This is a genomic window from Caldicellulosiruptor morganii (assembly GCF_026810225.1).
GTDB classification, from domain to species: Bacteria; Bacillota; Thermoanaerobacteria; order Caldicellulosiruptorales; family Caldicellulosiruptoraceae; genus Caldicellulosiruptor; species Caldicellulosiruptor morganii.
In genome coordinates this window covers 1,648,141-1,666,266 of record NZ_CP113865.1, presented here as the reverse complement: position 1 = coordinate 1,666,266, position 18,126 = coordinate 1,648,141, and the positions used below count along the sequence as shown (strand labels likewise).

Genomic DNA, 18,126 nt, shown 5'->3' with positions numbered 1-18,126 from the left:
AAGAGGCCAGCGTTAAAGTGGCTAAAGATTAGAAGCCACAAGCAGCAGGAAGAGACTTTGCGCTGCTTTCCTCTCAAAGAGGTAGTATTTGAGATGTTATTTTAAGGATGAGACTCAAAATCTTATGTTAACCGAAACTTTGGTTGTTATTTTATTAGAATTTTTTTGATGTGTCTTACGAAAATAATTATACAAGGGGGAATAGAGTATGAAAAACATCAAAAGGACTTTAGCACTTTTAATGATATTTATTTTAGTGGTTGTGAGTGCCTTTTCTGTTTTGTCTCAAAAAACCACAGCTTCCATCATTTCGGACAGCAAAAGCAGTGACTTTCCAAATTTTAAGACTGTATTGAAGATTCCTGTATCTGAAGAAGGTATTGAATATACAGGAATGGTAGGTTATGGTTCTCACGAGGGACCAAATGCTTTTGATGTAAAAGGAGATAAAATTTATATTCTTGATAATGTTCATCATAGAGTACTTGTATACACTAAGATCAAAGGTAATTTGATTGAAAAGATTAGCATACCGGAGGAGCAATGGATTCATGGTATGGCAGTTGATAAAAATGGAAAAATATATTTATACAATGCTGGTACAAATACTTTGATTACAATAAATAATAGAGTGGTTGACATAGCGAAAAATCAAGAACTGAGATTAGAACCATTTTACAAGTTCGATTTGAATGATAAAGGTCCATTTGTTGTGCTGTCTGGAGAAGAAAAAATGACCACATGTTTTTTGGCAAAGAATGCAAATACAAATAAGTTGTTTGTTGTAGAAAAAAGAGATGGAGTATTTTCTGCTGATGGAAGTGTAAGTGAAGTAAAGGCTTCTGCTTGTAAAGCGAGTGTTGGTGGAAGTGAAACTTTTGAATTTCCGGGATGGTTTGTGGATAAATACAGTGCGTATGATTATATTGGTAAGAGGGGCTTTATTCAATTCTGGAAGATAACTAACGACTATGGTGAGTGGATAGTTAAATTAAATTCAAAAACAAGAAATATTGAAGGGCTTGTTAAGATTCCGGATTGTAAATATTCTTTTCCGGTGCGTGATGTTATACTTGAAGGAAACGATGTTTTTGTATTGCTACCATGTGAAAAGGATGTATACGTATTAAAAGTCGATTCATGGATAACAGGTGAGCAGTATGCAAAATATATACAATCAGAGAGAATGGAAGATAGTAAAAATAATTAACAAAAATTGTTATACAGCTTGTTAAGAAAACTCAGAGCAGTAATAATAAAAAAAGGATGTGGATAAATGAAATCAACCAATAAGTTTGCGATAAAAAAATTTCTTTTTGCTGGAATTACAGTATTTGTGATAATATTGACAGGATTTTTGTATGCATATTTTCTTCAATTAGGTATTGAAAAAATAGGATATGTAAAAGTATTGAATAACAAAAATCGAAATATGTTATACGGAACCACCTTTGAGGGAAGAATTGCTGACAGCAAAGGGAATGATAAATTATTGTTTAAATTTAAGACATCCAGTACAGAGATTGACCAGGAATTAACCTTTTTCCCGCGCAGATTTTTTTCGTGGGGGAAAGATTATATTGCTTGTACGCAGAATCTTGAAGAAGTAATTCTTGTTGATTATAAAACCGGGAAAGAAGTGTATAGACAAAGACTGAACGAGAGAGTTGAGTTTATCAATGCAAACAAGACTAAAGAAGAATTTGTAATAGCCACTGAAAAAGCACTGTATATACTGAAATATCAGAAGAAACAAGAAACTGATAAAAAGTCCCCGTTCATATTGGAACGTGTAGCGGAAGGTAAATTTTGGTTTCCCGCAATTTCAAGAGATTCAAGGTATATAGTGTGTGGCGAAATAGAAAGTAGTAATGTTCTGGCTACATCGCTTGTTGTGTTTGATTTGTTGAATAATACCAAGAAAAAGCTTATTTCTGAGAAAATTGGTAATTTACCTTTGACAGAGGATTATAGAGAAATATATTATACTGCAATAAGCAACGATAATAAGTGGGTTGTAATTAGCACTTCTTCATCAGCAACTCCACCTTACAGGTATCTGGCTGCTGTAAACTTAAAAAGCGGATTGGTAAAAGAATTCTGGGAAAATACAGGGCTTTGCAACTCTCCGGGATGCTTTGTTTCAAGTGATAAATATATGTTTACACAGGGTGAACCGGAATATAAAGGGTTTGGCGATTATTCAAAAATTATAGAACCATTTAGATCCAAACCAGTAGTTGTTGACCTTAATACAGGAAAACTGGAGATTGTAAATGGTATACCAAAAAATATAAATATTTATTGGCCAATTTGCAGTAGTAGTAAAACAATTTATTTTATAGACAGAGATTGTTATTCTTCTGTTCCGAACAGGATTTTTAATACTAGCATTTACAGTCTGAAAAACAAAAAGCTGGAATTACTATTTAATGTAGAGGGCGGTATTGTAAGTTATGATGTAATTTCGAAGTGAAGATTTGTAGTAACCTAATTTATTCCACTTTCAAACAACCGTTTATAATGAAGGTGGAAAATAAAGTTCAGGGGCTGCTATAATATTCTTTGTTGCTAACAGCCCCCTGTTTTTATTGAAGTATGAAATACTGTTCAAAACCTTTTTTATCTTTTCAGCCTTTTTTTACTCAAATCTGTGAGTGAAGAATTGTTTTTTTACTTTTCAGAAGATCTTTTCAATATCTCTTTCATTTCATCAAGTGATATACTGTGCCTCAAATAGTTTACATTTTTAGATTCTATTGCTCTTTTTGCATAGTATTCAATTTGTTCATCATTTAGAGCAGGTATAGAGGATTTGACAAAAAACCTTACAAACTCATCAAATTCGTCTATTGTGGAAAATCCCATGTTTTTGATAACAAAGTCTACATCATCTTTCAGGTATTTACTTTCAAGTTTCAAAAATGCTGATAGCAAAATTGCATTTGCTCTTCCGTGCGGAATGTCATGATAGTAGGTAAAGTTATAACCCAAGGGATGAACTATGAGTGTTCCTGTCTGGGCAATTATTATCCCACCAATCAAAGATATCCAGGCTAAACTCTCAAAGTCTTTTTCGGATAATTTATTTTCTTTCAGGGCGTTTTTAACCACAGAGTATAGCCTTAGGGCTTTTTGAGCAAAGGTTTCAACTATCATGTCAGTCCTGTTTGAAAGGTATCCTTCTATCACATGGGACAACGCATCAAATGATGTGTTTACCACAACCTCCCATGGAAGAGTAAAAAGGTATTTATAATCTACAATCACAACTTTTGGGAAAATAAGCTCTGATGCAAAGCTTTTCTTGTTTTCAATGCTTTTGAGTGTCAGGATTGAATATGGAGTGACCTCGCTTCCTGTACCGCAGGTTGTAGGAATTGCAACCACAGGCAAAGCTTTCGAAAAGCTGCTGTCAAAAAGGTCTGTGGCACTCAGGTTTTTTTCTGCGCAGAGCACTGCCACTGCCTTTGATGAGTCAAGAGGCGAGCCGCCACCAATCCCAATTATAAAATCAGGCTCAAAATCTCTTGCAATTTTGCTCACCTCATCTATCTGCTCAACGCTTGGATTTTGGGCAATTCTATCATACATGGAATATTCAATTGAAAGTTCATTTAAAACTTTGATAACATCATCTACAGCTCCGTTTTTCAAAGAAGATGGAGATGTAACAATAAATGCTCTTTTACCAAGTATTAATAATTCTTTATTTTTCAAAACACCATCCTTTTCAAATATTACTTTTGTTGGCATGAAAAATTTGCTCATCTTAGTTTTTGCCCCCTCCTTTTGAGAAGCTCATTTTTCACATAAATTATAGCACATAATGAAAAGTAGAGATGTATAAAAAAGCTAATTATTTGAAGATTAAAGAAGTTGAGGCAATGGAAGATGTGGCGGAGGGCGCATCAAAAGCAAGCTCCGGGATTGTCCACCATTTTAAGACCGGAATATATTGATATAATACCATCAGCACCAACGTTTTTGAGAAATTCTATTCCTTTTTCGTCTTTTCCCACTCCTTCTATAAGGTCAATATGAACAAATACAATTTTGATTCTAGTGTAAAAACTCAATTTTAGAATCTGCCTTTCTGTACTTTGAAAATTTATTCAGGTAAATTGTGGTAATTTATGCCTGTGATAACAAAAATCCAGTCTAAAATCTGCCGAGAAAAACTTATGTATTACCTTTATAATACGTTATTACCATTTATTGCACCAATACGGGCGCACTTCCCCCCTGCCTCTCTCCAATAGCTTTTTTAGCTCGTTCCAACATGTATCTTGCAAAACGCTTAAAATTCTGGGCCAATACCTTTAAACCTACGTTTACTCTACATTTTACAAGTCCCCTTACTCGAAGTTTCGAAAGACCATGACCCCTCTTCAAGGCTGAATTAGTACCTTCTATTGCTGCTCTTTTGCTCTTGTTTCCCTCACACCTGCATTCTATCTTTTCCCGTTGTTTGGCTGCTTCTATCGATTTTAGATTTACCCTCACCACATAATCTTTTTTTTGCTCTTTGCAATAACATTGATTTTTTAATTCACACTTTGCACAGGCTTCTTTTGGAAAATGGGCTACCGTCTGCCCTTTCTTAACACTTGCATGAATGGGTATTATTCCCCTTGGGCATTTTTTTATCACTTTCGTCTCTTCATCTATTTCATATTCGCTCACTGACATCCTAACAGGCTTCCTACCGTTTAAATCAGTAAAATGAACTTCTACACAGTTCTCTTTTGCAATTTGTACTACTTCTTTGGAGTAATAACCACCGTCTACATAGACTTCTTGACATTTTGTATTCTGTTTTATAATAGGTAGTCTCTCTTTTAAAAGCTCTACATCACTCTTTATATTCTTTTCTACCGTATAGTCTGTTATGAGCTGAAAAGAATTTTCTTTTGCACAGGTTTCGCTAAGGTTTAAAACATATCCGCTTTCAGCTTTGTTCCCCTTCTTGCGATAAGTAGCATCCTCATCATATGCTGACTGAAGAGAATCGCTGGGTATACTTTTGCTATCTTTGGCCTTGAGCTTCTTGGTTTGTTCGTCGTAGTACGCCTGTTCCGACAAAAATCTTTCAAGGATCCTATACGCATCGGAGTTTTTTAGTTCAGAAATGTTTTCAATTGTTTCTTTTGTTTCTTGGCAAAGATTCAAGAGCATTTCCAGCCTGCTTTCGCCTTCTGAAGGCTTGGTTTTGTGTATCACTTCTGTCCTAAATTCAGGGTTGAGAACTTTTTTAGGTTCTCTGAAAGTCTGTCTTCAGGAATGGATTTTACTGCCCTGTAAAGTACATCAAAGGCAAGGGCAACTCTTCCTGCTTTTTTGATGTTTGACATGAACATGGTGGAGTCTATCCGCTGTTCTTTCATGCATATACCTGCTTCTTTGGCAAAAATCATGGTAAGATTTAAAAACTGCCCGAATATTAAGTCCTCTTGTTCAGGATGTTTTATGAGGTATTTGTATATCCTTGTTCTAAAGTCATACAAGGTTTTCTCTGAAAGGTTCATACCTCCTAATGTTCTTATTCCTACAGCATAATTTATCAGGTAATTGAAGTTGAAATTTTCGATAAGTTCATCATCAGAGTAGTTTTTAAGGTGTTTTATGTATTCCAAAGAAAGAAGTATGTTAACCGGGAAGTTAGCCCTTCCTGTATCACTGTATAAAACTGAAAAGGGTTTTTCATCGATGTTGCAGAACACGTATTTATAAAATATGGGAGCCCATGATTTTTCAAGTTTAGCCTTTATCCTTGAATCCATGAAGTTAACACTTTCAAATAATGATTGTTGGAGATGGTTGTTATTTTCTCTAAACAAGTACAACACCCCATTTGTCGTAATTTTTGCTCCTTTGATTCTAACATAATTCTATAAAAATTTGTACTACATATATTTTTATGTTTATTTATTCAATTCTAATTTTATATTTATACTTCTTCATAAAGAAAAAAGGCTTTTTACACCAGAATCAATTTTATTTTTTCGCTTTATTATATTAATTTCGTCCCTTATGGTTAAAATAGTAGAGTGAAGAAGAAAAATAATTCTACAGTCGGAATTTAAAGCACATTCAAGTATTGCTTTATCTCTTACAGCTGGTATAATAGGATTTTGAATAAGTTCATCTAATAGATTTTTCATTGCAGCTTGGCTCCTTTTTGGATGTTTAATATAATTATACACCTGTGGTCAAAAATTTAAAAACGGAGGTGTGCAACAGTTGAGAATTACGATGCAAAAAGGTATAATTTTGACTGGATAGCATTAAAAGTTACTTTGTGTGCAAAAGGTTGGTAAGATTATGATATAAGCAAAAGAACCTTAATAAGAGGTGCAAAAAGATGTGATAACAGTTCAGGCTAAACTCATTTTTGAAAGTTATGAAGACAAGCAAAAAGTTCTGGAGCTTATGAGAAGATGGTCTTCCTGTATGAGATTTGCATACAAAAGACTTTTAGAAGGCTTTGATAGAAATAGCCTAAAAAAGGATTTGCAGGGGATTTTTGATTTGAACTCAAGGTATGTAGATGATGCAATAATGAAAGCAAAAGCTGTTTTAGAGTCCTGCAAGCAAAGAGGAGAAGACCCGAGGAAAGCTATCTTTGGCGGCAGGCAGCTTTTTGAAAAGCTCAAAAAACGACATATAAACGGCAAGCCCTACAAAAAACTCGAAATTGAGTGGCAGGAAAAAAGGAAAGGGAATTTATATTCAAGAGGAGACAGGAGTAAAAAAGGGAACTTGAACACAAGGATTGGGGTAAATGAAAGAGGCACATTTTTGAGGATAAATATAGGAGATAGAAAATATGTATTTGCTAGATTATCAGCCGGTTATAAGAAAGACAAAGACAGAAGACAAATTTTACAGGAGATTGCTGCCCTTGGAGTGCCTTATTCTGTAGAGCTAAAACTTAAAAATGGGAATGTGTATGCTTACTTTTCAGCAGAAGAACTCTTTCCGGCGACAGAAATCACCAGAGAAAATGGTGCTATAGGTATAGATACAAATGCATATCCCAATCACATGGCATGGGTAGAGGTGGACAGGAGCGGACAGTTTATAAGCTATGGCAAGATTCCAATGCCGGAGCTTGAAAGTGGAAATCATGACAAAAGAGAGTATTACAGATGGCAGTATGCACATGAGATTGTAAAGATAGCAAGAGAGAAAAGAAAGGCTATTGTGATAGAGAGGCTGAATATAAAAGACAAAGGAACAAGAGGTGACTTTTCGGGCAGAAAATCAAGACGGATAAGACACTTTTTCAGTTACAGGTCGCTTCTTGACAAAATCAGGATTTTAGCAAAACGAGAAGGGATAGAGGTTATAGAAGCAAATCCTGCATACACATCGGTGATAGGGATGCTCAAGTTCGCACCGCAGTTTATGATAAGCAAAGACATTGCAAGCGCATATGTTATAGCAAGAAGAGGACTTGGGAAAAAAGAGAGGATACCTGCAAACTACATGAAGCTTTTAAATAGTCTTGATGCCAGCAGTTTAGAAGAGCTAAAAGAGTATGTAAGCAAAGCAGTGAAGAATATACACTTGAGAAGGAAACAGATAAAAGAGATTGAATATGTAATGCGTAAGATACAAAGCTCTGGGAGTGAGCCTGGGAGGCTATTTGCACCTCTGGATGGAACAAGTGCGATTAGCTGTAGTGCAGGCTACAATCTCTGGCGAGTTCTCAGGGTAGCGGTGGTGACGCCACTCTCCCCTGACAGGGTATTGCGTGACATGTCTGTCCTGAAATGGATATTGGTTTCAGGGCAAGTGGGGAGACCGAAAATCGGCGCAAGTTCCTACTTCTTGGGGTAGGGGCTATGGCTTTCCCAAAAACCGCCTGCTGGGGCAGGGAAAGTCTTGAAATGGCGGACTACAAATACCCCAGCCGTCTAAGCTTGTGCAGTTTTGCACAGTTTAGATGACCAGGCAGATAGAGTTTGATGGAAACAGCAAATAAAAAAACTTTACCGGTTATACCATTGCGTGGACTTGTGGTATTCCCATATATGATGCTTCATTTTGATGTTGGCAGACAGATTTCATTAAAAGCATTGGAAGAAGCTATGAACAGTGACCAGCAAGTTTTACTTTTGGCCCAGAAAGACCCGAAACAGGAAGAGCCAGGACCCGAGGATTTATATCAGTTTGGAACGGTTGCAAAAATCAAACAGATGCTGAGGCTTCCAAATGAAGCGTCAAGAATTTTGGTAGAAGGTCTTCACAGAGCAAAGGTCACAGAGTATCTTCAGACTTCACCATACTTTTTGGTGGAAATTGAGGAATACAGAGAAGAAAGCAGTAATCTGGATGACCCGGAATTGGAAGCGATTATAAGAAACGTAATCTCTGCGTTTGAAGAGTTTGCAAAGCTGACAAACAGAATACCGCCTGATGCTATTCTGTCTGTTACAACAATTCAAAATCCGGGTCAGCTTGCTGATGTCATTGCAGCAAATGTAATTGTCAAGCTTGAGGACAAGCAGCTACTTTTGGAGCAAGCAGACTTGAAGCAAAGACTTACAAAGCTTTATGAGCTAATCCTCAGGGAAAAAGAGATAATCGAAATAGAAAGAAAGATTACTCTGAAGGTAAAAAAACAGATTGACAGGATGCAGAAGGAGTATTACCTGAGAGAGCAGCTAAAAGCAATACAGAGCGAGCTTGGCGAAAAAGACAGCCTTTTTTCAGAGGCACAGGAATACAGAGAACAGGTAAAAAAGCTGGGACTTGCTAATGATAGCTTGCAAAAAGTTTTAAAGGAAATAGACAGGCTTGAAAAACTTCCTCCAAACTCACCTGAGGTTGGAGTTATTCGAACATATTTGGAATGGATTGTTGAACTTCCGTGGAATGTAAAAAGTGAAGAAAAGATTGATATAAACCTTGTCAGGAAGATTCTGGATGAGGATCATTATGGTCTTACAAAAGTGAAAGAGAGAATTCTTGAATATATCGCAGTTAGGAAATTAAAGAATGATCTAAAAGGTCCTATTTTGTGTCTGGTTGGACCGCCCGGTGTGGGTAAAACATCCATTGCAAAGTCCATAGCAAGGGCTTTGAATAGAAACTATGTGAGAATTTCACTTGGTGGGCTCAGGGATGAGGCAGAGATTCGTGGACACAGAAAAACATATGTTGGTGCTATGCCTGGAAGAATTATTTACGCTCTTCGTCAGGCAAAGACAAAAAATCCGCTGATACTTTTAGATGAGATTGACAAGATGTCACATGATTTCAGGGGTGACCCTGCGTCGGCACTTTTGGAAGTGCTTGACAGTGAGCAAAACTATGCATTCCGTGATCATTATATTGAAATTCCTTTTGATCTGTCCGAAGTGATGTTCATTGCAACAGCAAATACACTTGAAACAATACCAAGACCTCTTCTTGATAGACTTGAAGTTATTGAAATTACAGGGTATACTGAAGAAGAGAAGATAGAAATTGCAAAAAAGTATCTGTTTCCTAAACAAATAGCGCAAAATGGGCTCAAGAAATCCCAGATCAGATATGATGATGCCACAATACGTGATATAATTGCTTTTTACACAAGAGAATCGGGGGTTAGAAACTTAGAAAGAGAAATAGCAAGACTTTGCAGACGTGTTGCAAAAGAAATTCTGGAAGAAAACAAAAAACGGTGAGAATTACAACAAAGAATCTGGAGAAGTATCTGGGTGTAAGAAAATATAGAAGAGATGAGCTGATTGAAGAAGACAGGATAGGGATTGTAACAGGTCTTGCGTGGACGCCCTTTGGCGGTGAAACACTCTCTGTTGAAGCGCTTGTCATGCCAGGAAGCGGCAGGCTTGAACTCACCGGCCAGCTTGGTGATGTTATGAAAGAGTCAGCAAAAGCAGCGGTTAGCATCATACGTGCACGCGCAAAAGATCTTGGAATAGATGAGAATTTCTACAAAGAATATGATATTCATATTCATGTACCCGAGGGTGCTATACCCAAAGATGGACCGTCTGCCGGAATTACTATGGCAACCGCTATGGTATCAGCTCTTTCCAAAAAGCCTGTCAGGCATGACATTGCAATGACAGGCGAGATTACCCTGAGTGGAAGAGTTTTGCCAATCGGCGGTGTGAAGGAGAAAATTTTGGCTGCGAAAAGGGTTGGAATCAGGAATGTAATTCTGCCATTTGAAAACAAGAAAGATGTAGATGAACTGGATGACTATGTAAAGAAAGATATGAATTTTATTTTTGTCAGAACAATTGATGAGGTATTTAAAATTGCAATAAAGGGGTAAAGGGGGTCAAAAGAGAGTTTGAAGATAGACCTTTCGAATGCGAAACTTGAAAAGATTGCTGTCAAAAAGGATGACTATCCACCCATAAAGATGCCTGAAATGTGTATATGTGGCAGGTCAAATGTTGGAAAGTCTTCTTTTATAAATACAATTTTTAAGGATAAATTAGCAAAAGTTGGATCAACACCTGGCAAGACACGAACAATTAACTTTTTCAACATTGATAACAAATTCAGAGTGGTTGACCTGCCCGGTTATGGTTATGCGGAGGTTTCAAAAGAGGAAAAGAAAAGATGGAAGAATATGATAGAAGAGTACCTTTTGGAAAGAGAAGAGCTAAAACTTGCGGTTTTGCTTCTTGACTCAAGGCATCTTCCAACAGAAGATGATAAGATAATGCTTGGTTTTTTTGATAGAAAAGAGATTCCAATAATGATTGTTCTGACAAAGTGCGACAAGCTTTCCAATAACGAGCTTACAAAGAACACCAATCTTATTTCAAAAGAGCTTGGAATTGATAAGGAACTTTTCTACCAGTTCTCTGCTAAAACAGGAATGGGTGCCAAACAGATTCAGTACAGTATTGTAAAATTTATGGAAGAGGCAATTTTAAAGGAGAAGGGGAAAGGATGAAGTTTGCGCTTATAAGTAGCTGCCTTATAGGACTTGATACAAAGTATGATGGGACAAACAATTTGAGAAGTGAAGTGGTGGAAAGACTCAAAAAAGAATATATTTTAATTCCAGTTTGTCCGGAGCAGCTTGGTGGGCTTGCAACACCCAGAAGTCCCTGTGAGATTAAAGATGGCAAAGTGGTTGATATAGAAGGTAGAGATTTTACCGATAATTTTTATAAAGGAGCTTTTGAGACATTGAAACTGGCAAGATTCTTTGGGGCTGAGATTGCATTTTTTAAATCCAGAAGTCCTTCCTGTGGTTTTGGTAAAATCTATGATGGAAGTTTTTCAAATACTCTTGTGGACGGTGCAGGGGTTACTGCAAAGATGCTGCTTGAAAACGGCATCAGGGTTGTCTGTATTGATTAAAAATTAAAAAGGGTGTTAAACTGACATGGATTTTAAAGAAATTATTAAATACGATGATTTGATTTCGGTTCTGGACAATTTCTCCTACATTACAGGAATCTCAGCAAATTTCTTAACAGCTGACAATCAATGGGTTGAGAATAAGAAAAAAGGTACATGTGAATTTTGCATGTTGATGAAACAATACTATAAAAATGGAGAAGCATGCAAAAATTCAGATTTAAACGGTGCACAAACAGCCCAGAAGAAAAAGGGTATTCATGTTTACAGGTGTCATATGGGACTTATTGAAGCTGTGATACCTCTTTTTTTCAACAATAGCTACATAGGTGCACTCTTTATAGGTCAGATTTTGCTTGAGCCTCCTTCTGAACAGATGTGGCAGCAGGTTCTGGAAAAGATTAAAGACCAGCCACTTGACCAGCAAAAGGTTAAAAAGAGCTTTTTTAACCTTACGTATATTGACCAGGAAAAACTCAAGAGTGTGCTTGACATGATGCACATTGTTGCAAAGTACATCATAGACTCAGAGATGATAAGGATATCTTCTCTTTCATCCATTGAAAAGATAATAGAATACATCAAGAACCACTATATGGAAGATATAACCCTGGAAGATCTTGCAAAGATGGTGTACCTGTCACCAACGTATTTGAGCTATCTTTTCAAAAAACAGCTTGGAATAACATTTAAAGAATATCTTATTAACATAAGACTGAAAAAATCAAAAGAGCTCATTGAGACCACAGACCTATCAATTGGAGAGATATCAAAGATGGTTGGTATAGAAGACCAGAATTATTTTAGCAGACTTTTTAAAAGAAAGTTTGGAGTTTCACCTTTGAATTACAAAAAGGATAAATATATTTACGATATATCTAAAAAAAGTGCTAATACATAAAAAAGAAGTGCATTCAAATTGCACTTCTTTTTTTTTAGAATGAAATTAGGAAAAACAAACCCAATAAAAAACAATTATACAGATGTGAGGGGATAGAAAGATGGCAGAGCTCAGATGGAATCCACTGCTGCGTGACTGGGTTATGATTGCATCGCACAGGCAGGAAAGACCTCAGATGCCAAAAGACTGGTGTCCATTTTGCCCCGGCTCTGGCAGGGTGCCAGATGATTATGAGGTTTTGGAATATGACAATGACTTTCCGGCACTTATGCAAAATCCACCACAGCCCGACGATGTTGCAACAAGTTTTTACAGAGTTGCGCCTGCTTACGGCAAATGCGAGGTTATTTTATATTCACCAAATCATACTGTAACACTTCCCGAGCTTAGCGTCCAGCATATTCGAAAGCTTGTTGATTTATGGGTGGAAAGGTTTGAGACGCTGAGAAAAGACCCGAATATAAAGTTTGTCTTCATCTTTGAAAACAGGGGTGAGGTTGTGGGTGTTACAATGCCACATCCACACGGTCAGATTTATGGGTATTCGTGGATTCCGCTAAAGATTTTACGCGAACTTGAAAGTGCTGAGTTGCACTACAATTCTTACGGTGAGTGTTTAATTTGCAGGATTGACAGAGAAGAGATGGAGTTTAAAAATAGGGTAATAATTGAAAATGAGCACTTTGTGACATACCTTCCTTTCTTTACCGAGTATCCATATGGTGTATTTATCTCACCAAAACGACATGTTGGAACAATATCAGATCTGACAGATGAAGAGAAAAATAGTTTTGCCATGATTTTAAAGGAAACAACAGGCATGCTTGACAGTTTGTTTAACTATAAATTTCCCTACATGATGTGTTTTCATCAGCTGCCTGTAAATGTCGACAGGGACTATTCAAAATTCTATCATTTTCATGTTGAATTTTACCCTCCAATGCGCTCAAAAGACAAGCAAAAATTCAATGCATCAAGTGAGACAGGTGCATGGGCACTGTGCAATACCACCTCACCCGAAGAGAAGGCAGAAGAGCTCAGGCAGGCGTACAAGAGGTTTCTGGAAAAAATGCAAGGGGGTAAATAAAGAAATGGAAATAAGAGATCTTTTGAGACTGTTTGAAGATATATATGGTAGGGCAGATGAAGAAGTAAGATGTTTTTATTCAAGCGGAAGAGTAAACTTGATTGGCGAGCATACAGACTACAATGGAGGGTATGTCTTTCCTGCTGCAGTCAATGTTGGCACAACCGTTTTGATTAGAAAAAGAAAGAACCGCACAATAAGACTTTATGCAACAGATTTAAAAGAACTTGTTGAGGCTGATATTGAAAATATAGATAAATACAGGCAAATCAGATGGGGAAATTATCAGCTTGGTGTTATAAAAGAACTATTGCAGGCAGGATACAATGTTGGCGGTGCTGACATGCTCTTTTATGACACAGTTCCTCACGGTGCAGGACTTTCTTCTTCTGCTGCAATTGAATGCGCAACCTGCATTGCAGTGTATTCAATTTTTAATGAAAAACCGATTGACAGGGTAGAGCTGAGCCTTATCTGTCAGAGAGCTGAAAATAGATTTGTTGGTGTGAATTGCGGAATTATGGACCAGTTTGCATCAAGCCTTGGCAAAAAAGACCATGCAATCTTTTTGAACACAAGGACTATGGAGTATAAGTATGTACCATTGAAGCTGGGCGATTATAAGATTGTGGTAAGCAATACAAATAAAAAAAGAAGCCTGGCAGACTCCAAGTACAATGAAAGAAGAGCAGAGTGCGAAAAAGGGCTAAAGATATTGCAAGAGAAGCTAAGCATATCCTGCCTTGGCGAGCTGAGCAGGGAAGAGTTTGAAAAGTATAAGTATTTGATTGAGGATGAGACTGTATTAAAAAGAGTAAGACATGTTGTTTATGAAGATGACAGAGTATTAAAGTCGATAGAAGTTTTGGAAAAAGGCGATCTTGCAAGCTTTGGAAAGCTTATGATAGAATCACATATATCTTTGCGTGACGACTATGAAGTAACGGGGTTTGAGCTTGATACACTTTTTGAAGAGGCTTTGAAAATTGATGGGGTTATTGGTAGCCGTATGACGGGTGCTGGCTTTGGTGGCTGCACAGTATCAATTGTTCACAAAGATGCCATTGATGAGTTTACAAAAATGGTTGGTGAAAATTATCATAAAAAAACCTCTTTGAAACCTGAATTTTATGTATTTGACATTGACGATGGTACAAGAGAAATCAAAATTTAAAAATTATAGAAGGGATTGGTAGTAATGATACTTGTAACTGGTGGAGCGGGATATATAGGAAGTCATATGGTCTGGCTTTTGCTTGAAAAAGGGTATGAAGTTGTTGTAATTGACAACCTTGAAAAAGGTCATAAAAAAGCGGTACTCGGCGGAAAGTTTTACAATGGAGATTTGAAAGACAGAGAGTTTTTAGACAGGGTTTTCTCCGAGAATGAAATTTCTGCAGTAATTCATTTTGCAGCATCTTCTCTGGTTGGTGAAAGTGTGCAAAATCCTTTAAAATATTATTACAACAATGTCTATGGTACACTTAATCTTGTAGATGCAATGATAAAGCACAATGTTAAAAAAATTGTATTTTCGTCCACAGCTGCAGTGTATGGCGAACCAGAAAATATTCCTATTCTTGAAACAGATAAAACTCAGCCCACAAATCCATATGGTGAAACAAAGCTTGCAATTGAGAAGATGCTGAAATGGATGGACAATGCGTATGGCTTAAAATTTGTTTCACTCAGATATTTCAACGTGGCAGGTGCTCATCCGGATGGAATTATCGGAGAGGACCACAACCCCGAGACACACCTGATTCCCATTGTTCTTCAGGCAGCGCTTGGTATACGGGATAAGGTCATTGTGTATGGTAATGACTACAGCACAAAGGATGGTACATGCATAAGGGATTATATTCATGTTCTTGACCTATGCGATGCTCATCTAAAAGCGCTTGAGTATTTAGAAAAATATAATGTGAGTGACATATTTAACCTTGGAAATGGAATGGGTTTTTCTGTTATGGAAGTAATTGAAAAAGCAAGTGAAATTGTGGGTAAAAAAATCCCGTATGAAATTGGACCAAGACGGGCAGGTGACCCTTCGGTGCTGGTTGCATCATCAAAAAAAGCGCAGAAAGTGCTTGGCTGGCAGCAGCAGTATAATAGTCTGGATGTTATAATTTCTACTGCATGGCGCTGGCATTCTTTACATCCGGAAGGTTACAGTGGAAAGCAGGATTAAAAATTTTTCTGTGTGCCCGAATGCTGTGTAGACACATTCGGGTTTTTATTTTTTGTACAAATTTTGATTCAGATTTTAAAATTGTGCTATTGACAATATAATTTTCTACTCTTAAAATAAATTATGTCAGATTGGTCTTCATCTCTTGCAATTAACTTCCCCGCACAGAAGTTAATAGAGTATAAAAGATTTTTAGAACAGGAGGAGGGAAAAGAGTGCCTGGGTCTGTAGAAGAATTTTTAAGTGGGAAGTCGATAATTGAACTTAGAGAAATTGCCAAAAGTCTTGGTATTCAAAAATATTCTTTGCTCAAAAAGAATCAGCTGATTGAAGCAATTAAAGATTTTATTGGTGCAGATAAGCAGAACACACAAATAATTGAGGGTATGGAGAAAAAAGAGAAGAAAAAAAGAGGGAGAAAGAAAAAAAGCGAGCTAATTCAGGAACAAGCAGCCGCAGCCATTGAAGTTCAAGCCGGGGAAACCAAAGAAATAGAAAATAAAGAAAAATTTGACATAAACGAAACTGCTGTAGAACAGGAGTTTGAAACATCCCGTATTGATGAAAAAGCAGTAGAAGAGATCGACAAAAAGGAGAATCAAAAGCTTCAAGAAAAAGTGGAACCGGAAGATAAAAAGGAAGAGGAAAAGAAGATTGTGGAATTAAAAGAGAAAAAGGATGAAAAAATGCTTTTTGAGATTCCGCCGGAGTTAAAAGAGCTGGAGGGTAAGGTTGAGATAGGAGGCATAGGAGAGGGAGTTTTAGAGATTATATATGAACCTGGCGGTGGCGGTGGTTATGGTTTTTTAAGAGACGACTCTTTCATGCCTGGACCAAATGATATCTATGTCTCACCATCTCAAATCAGAAAGTTCAATCTCAAAACCGGTGACAAGATAAGAGGTCCGATTAGATTACCCAAGGAAAATGAAAAATTTGCAGGGCTTTTGTATGTCCAGAGTGTCAATGATATGAAACCTGAAGAGGTTGCAAAACGTATACCATTTGAAGATTTAACTCCCATTTTTCCAAATAAAAGAATTATACTGGAAAACAAAAAAGAGCCCAATGATTTAGCAGTGAGACTGATTGATCTGATAGCTCCAATTGGACGGGGGCAGAGAGGTCTTATTGTCGCTCCACCAAAAGCTGGTAAGACTACTCTTTTAAAGAAAATAGCCAACAGTATTCTGACAAACTACAATGATTTACATTTGATTGTCCTTTTGATTGACGAAAGACCTGAAGAGGTCACAGACATGCAAGATTCCATAAAAGCAGAGATTCATTATTCTACATTTGATGAAACGCCAGAACACCATATCAAGGTTGCTGAGATGGTGCTGGAAAGAGCTATGCGACTTGTTGAGTGCAAAAAGGATGTGGTTATACTTTTAGATAGTCTTACCAGGCTTGCCCGGGCTTATAATCTGGTGGAACCACCATCTGGGAGAACACTTTCCGGTGGTCTTGACCCCAATGCTCTTCACAAGCCCAAGAAGTTCTTTGGTGCGGCACGAAACCTGAAAGAAGGTGGAAGTTTGACCATTCTTGCAACAGCTCTTATTGAGACAGGCTCAAGGATGGACGATGTTATATACGAAGAGTTCAAAGGTACAGGCAACATGGAACTTCACCTTGACAGAAAACTTTCTGAAAAGAGGATATTCCCGGCGATTGATATCAACAAGTCCGGAACACGAAGAGAAGAGCTTTTGCTTTCTGAAGAGGAAAAAGCTGCAGTTGATGCTATCAGGAGGGCTTTGTCTAATCTTGGGACTGCTGAGACAACAGAGAGAATTATCAATAGCTTAGCAAAGACAAAGTCAAATGAAGAATTTGTAAAGACAATATTGAAGAACCTGTTATAAATTTAAATTTTTTTGAGATTTGTAACAATCGGAGTGAGATTTAGAGCAAAGTAGCTGCTTTTTATATACAAAAAGCAGCTACTTTTTTTATTCTAAAAGTTTTTTTGAATTTAACATCTGCTGCTTTTTTGGAATAAACTGATTTTTGGGAGGTGATAAAAGTGAAGGTGTGTATTGACCCTGGCCATGGTGGGAAAGACCCCGGTGCAATAGGAAAAAATGGAACAAAAGAAAAGGACATAACTCTTGCAATTTCTCTAAAACTGAAATACATTCTGGAGGATGGACTCAAAATTGAAACTGTGCTTACAAGAGAGTCTGATAAACCTTCATGGGAGCAGAGAAACATTCAGGAAGACCTCAAAGCAAGGTGTAATATTGCCAATAGCAGCGGTGCAGACATTTTTATCAGTATTCACTGTAACAGCAGCCAGAGAGATACTGCAGGAGGTGTTGAGACATATTATTACAAAGATAGCAAAAAAGGATTTTTATTGGCTGTGGAGGTTCAAAAAAGTATTGTTAAAAATACAGAGCTTTTAAATCGAGGGGTAAAATTTGCTAACTTTTATGTTTTAAAGTGGACCAAGATGCCTGCAATTTTAATTGAATGCGGGTTTATAAGTAACCCGGAAGAAGAGGCAATGCTCAAAAGCGATACTTTCCAGACCCAGCTTGCTATGGCAATTGCAAACGGAGTAGCAAACTATCAAAAAAATATTGATAAAGCATAAAA

Annotated in this window: 16 protein-coding genes and 1 pseudogene; 12 read left to right on the top strand and 5 right to left on the bottom strand. The window is 37.1% G+C overall.

Annotation, left to right across the window (positions count from 1 at the left end):
* Positions 1-208 precede the first annotated feature (208 nt).
* Complete coding sequence (locus OTK00_RS08310; protein ID WP_052670919.1) at positions 209-1,210, top strand: YncE family protein; 1,002 nt, start codon at positions 209-211, stop codon at positions 1,208-1,210.
* A gap of 66 nt (positions 1,211-1,276) precedes the next feature.
* Complete coding sequence (locus tag OTK00_RS08305) at positions 1,277-2,476, top strand: hypothetical protein (protein ID WP_045169837.1); 1,200 nt, start codon at positions 1,277-1,279, stop codon at positions 2,474-2,476.
* 197 nt (positions 2,477-2,673) lie between these two features.
* Here OTK00_RS08305 and OTK00_RS08300 read toward each other — a convergent pair whose 3' ends face one another.
* The 5 genes from OTK00_RS08300 to OTK00_RS08280 all read right to left on the bottom strand — a co-directional run bounded on the left by OTK00_RS08300 (position 2,674) and on the right by OTK00_RS08280 (position 6,164).
* Positions 2,674-3,771, bottom strand: coding sequence for an iron-containing alcohol dehydrogenase family protein (locus tag OTK00_RS08300; protein WP_045169836.1), 1,098 nt, complete (start codon positions 3,769-3,771; stop codon positions 2,674-2,676).
* A 140-nt stretch (positions 3,772-3,911) separates the two neighbouring features.
* Entirely contained in the window at positions 3,912-4,079 is a 168-nt protein-coding gene (locus OTK00_RS08295; RefSeq protein WP_241765509.1) for a glycerol-3-phosphate responsive antiterminator, read from the bottom strand.
* Positions 4,080-4,215: 136 nt separating this feature from the next.
* Positions 4,216-5,223: a transposase gene (locus tag OTK00_RS08290; protein WP_268760763.1), complete on the bottom strand. Its 1,008-nt coding sequence runs from the start codon at positions 5,221-5,223 to the stop codon at positions 4,216-4,218.
* On the bottom strand, positions 5,220-5,783 hold the full coding sequence (locus OTK00_RS08285; RefSeq protein WP_241765460.1) for a transposase: 564 nt from the start codon (positions 5,781-5,783) through the stop codon (positions 5,220-5,222). Before OTK00_RS08285 ends, OTK00_RS08290 begins: the two co-directional genes overlap by 4 nt.
* A 177-nt stretch (positions 5,784-5,960) precedes the next feature.
* Positions 5,961-6,164 carry a glycerol-3-phosphate responsive antiterminator gene (locus OTK00_RS08280; RefSeq protein WP_045169835.1) on the bottom strand — a complete coding sequence of 68 codons (204 nt, stop codon included), beginning with the start codon at positions 6,162-6,164 and terminating at the stop codon, positions 5,961-5,963.
* 202 nt (positions 6,165-6,366) lie between these two features.
* Between OTK00_RS08280 and OTK00_RS08275 the strand changes: the two genes are divergently transcribed.
* The 10 genes and pseudogenes from OTK00_RS08275 to OTK00_RS08230 all read left to right on the top strand — a co-directional run bounded on the left by OTK00_RS08275 (position 6,367) and on the right by OTK00_RS08230 (position 18,124).
* Positions 6,367-7,845: an IS200/IS605 family accessory protein TnpB-related protein gene (locus OTK00_RS08275; RefSeq protein ID WP_045169834.1), complete on the top strand. Its 1,479-nt coding sequence runs from the start codon at positions 6,367-6,369 to the stop codon at positions 7,843-7,845.
* Positions 7,846-7,973: 128 nt separating this feature from the next.
* Positions 7,974-10,294, top strand: a pseudogene (gene lon / locus OTK00_RS08270) (endopeptidase La).
* A gap of 18 nt (positions 10,295-10,312) precedes the next feature.
* Positions 10,313-10,927, top strand: a complete 615-nt coding sequence (gene yihA, locus OTK00_RS08265) for a ribosome biogenesis GTP-binding protein YihA/YsxC (protein ID WP_045169833.1) — start codon at positions 10,313-10,315, stop codon at positions 10,925-10,927.
* Entirely contained in the window at positions 10,924-11,340 is a 417-nt protein-coding gene (locus OTK00_RS08260; RefSeq protein ID WP_045169832.1) for a DUF523 domain-containing protein, read from the top strand. The genes yihA and OTK00_RS08260 overlap by 4 nt, the downstream gene beginning before the upstream one ends.
* 25 nt (positions 11,341-11,365) lie before the next feature.
* Positions 11,366-12,241, top strand: a complete 876-nt coding sequence (locus OTK00_RS08255) for a PocR ligand-binding domain-containing protein (protein ID WP_045169831.1) — start codon at positions 11,366-11,368, stop codon at positions 12,239-12,241.
* Positions 12,242-12,341: 100 nt separating this feature from the next.
* The gene (gene galT, locus OTK00_RS08250) at positions 12,342-13,328 is read left to right on the top strand and encodes a galactose-1-phosphate uridylyltransferase (RefSeq protein ID WP_045169830.1); all 987 of its coding nucleotides are present in this window, start codon (positions 12,342-12,344) and stop codon (positions 13,326-13,328) included.
* A 4-nt stretch (positions 13,329-13,332) separates the two neighbouring features.
* Positions 13,333-14,502 carry a galactokinase gene (locus OTK00_RS08245; RefSeq protein WP_045169829.1) on the top strand — a complete coding sequence of 390 codons (1,170 nt, stop codon included), beginning with the start codon at positions 13,333-13,335 and terminating at the stop codon, positions 14,500-14,502.
* A 24-nt stretch (positions 14,503-14,526) separates the two neighbouring features.
* Positions 14,527-15,519 carry a UDP-glucose 4-epimerase GalE gene (gene galE / locus OTK00_RS08240; protein ID WP_045169828.1) on the top strand — a complete coding sequence of 331 codons (993 nt, stop codon included), beginning with the start codon at positions 14,527-14,529 and terminating at the stop codon, positions 15,517-15,519.
* A gap of 215 nt (positions 15,520-15,734) precedes the next feature.
* Entirely contained in the window at positions 15,735-17,390 is a 1,656-nt protein-coding gene (rho, locus tag OTK00_RS08235) for a transcription termination factor Rho (protein WP_045169827.1), read from the top strand.
* Between the two features lie 161 nt (positions 17,391-17,551).
* The gene (locus OTK00_RS08230) at positions 17,552-18,124 is read left to right on the top strand and encodes an N-acetylmuramoyl-L-alanine amidase family protein (protein WP_045169826.1); all 573 of its coding nucleotides are present in this window, start codon (positions 17,552-17,554) and stop codon (positions 18,122-18,124) included.
* Positions 18,125-18,126 lie beyond the last annotated feature (2 nt).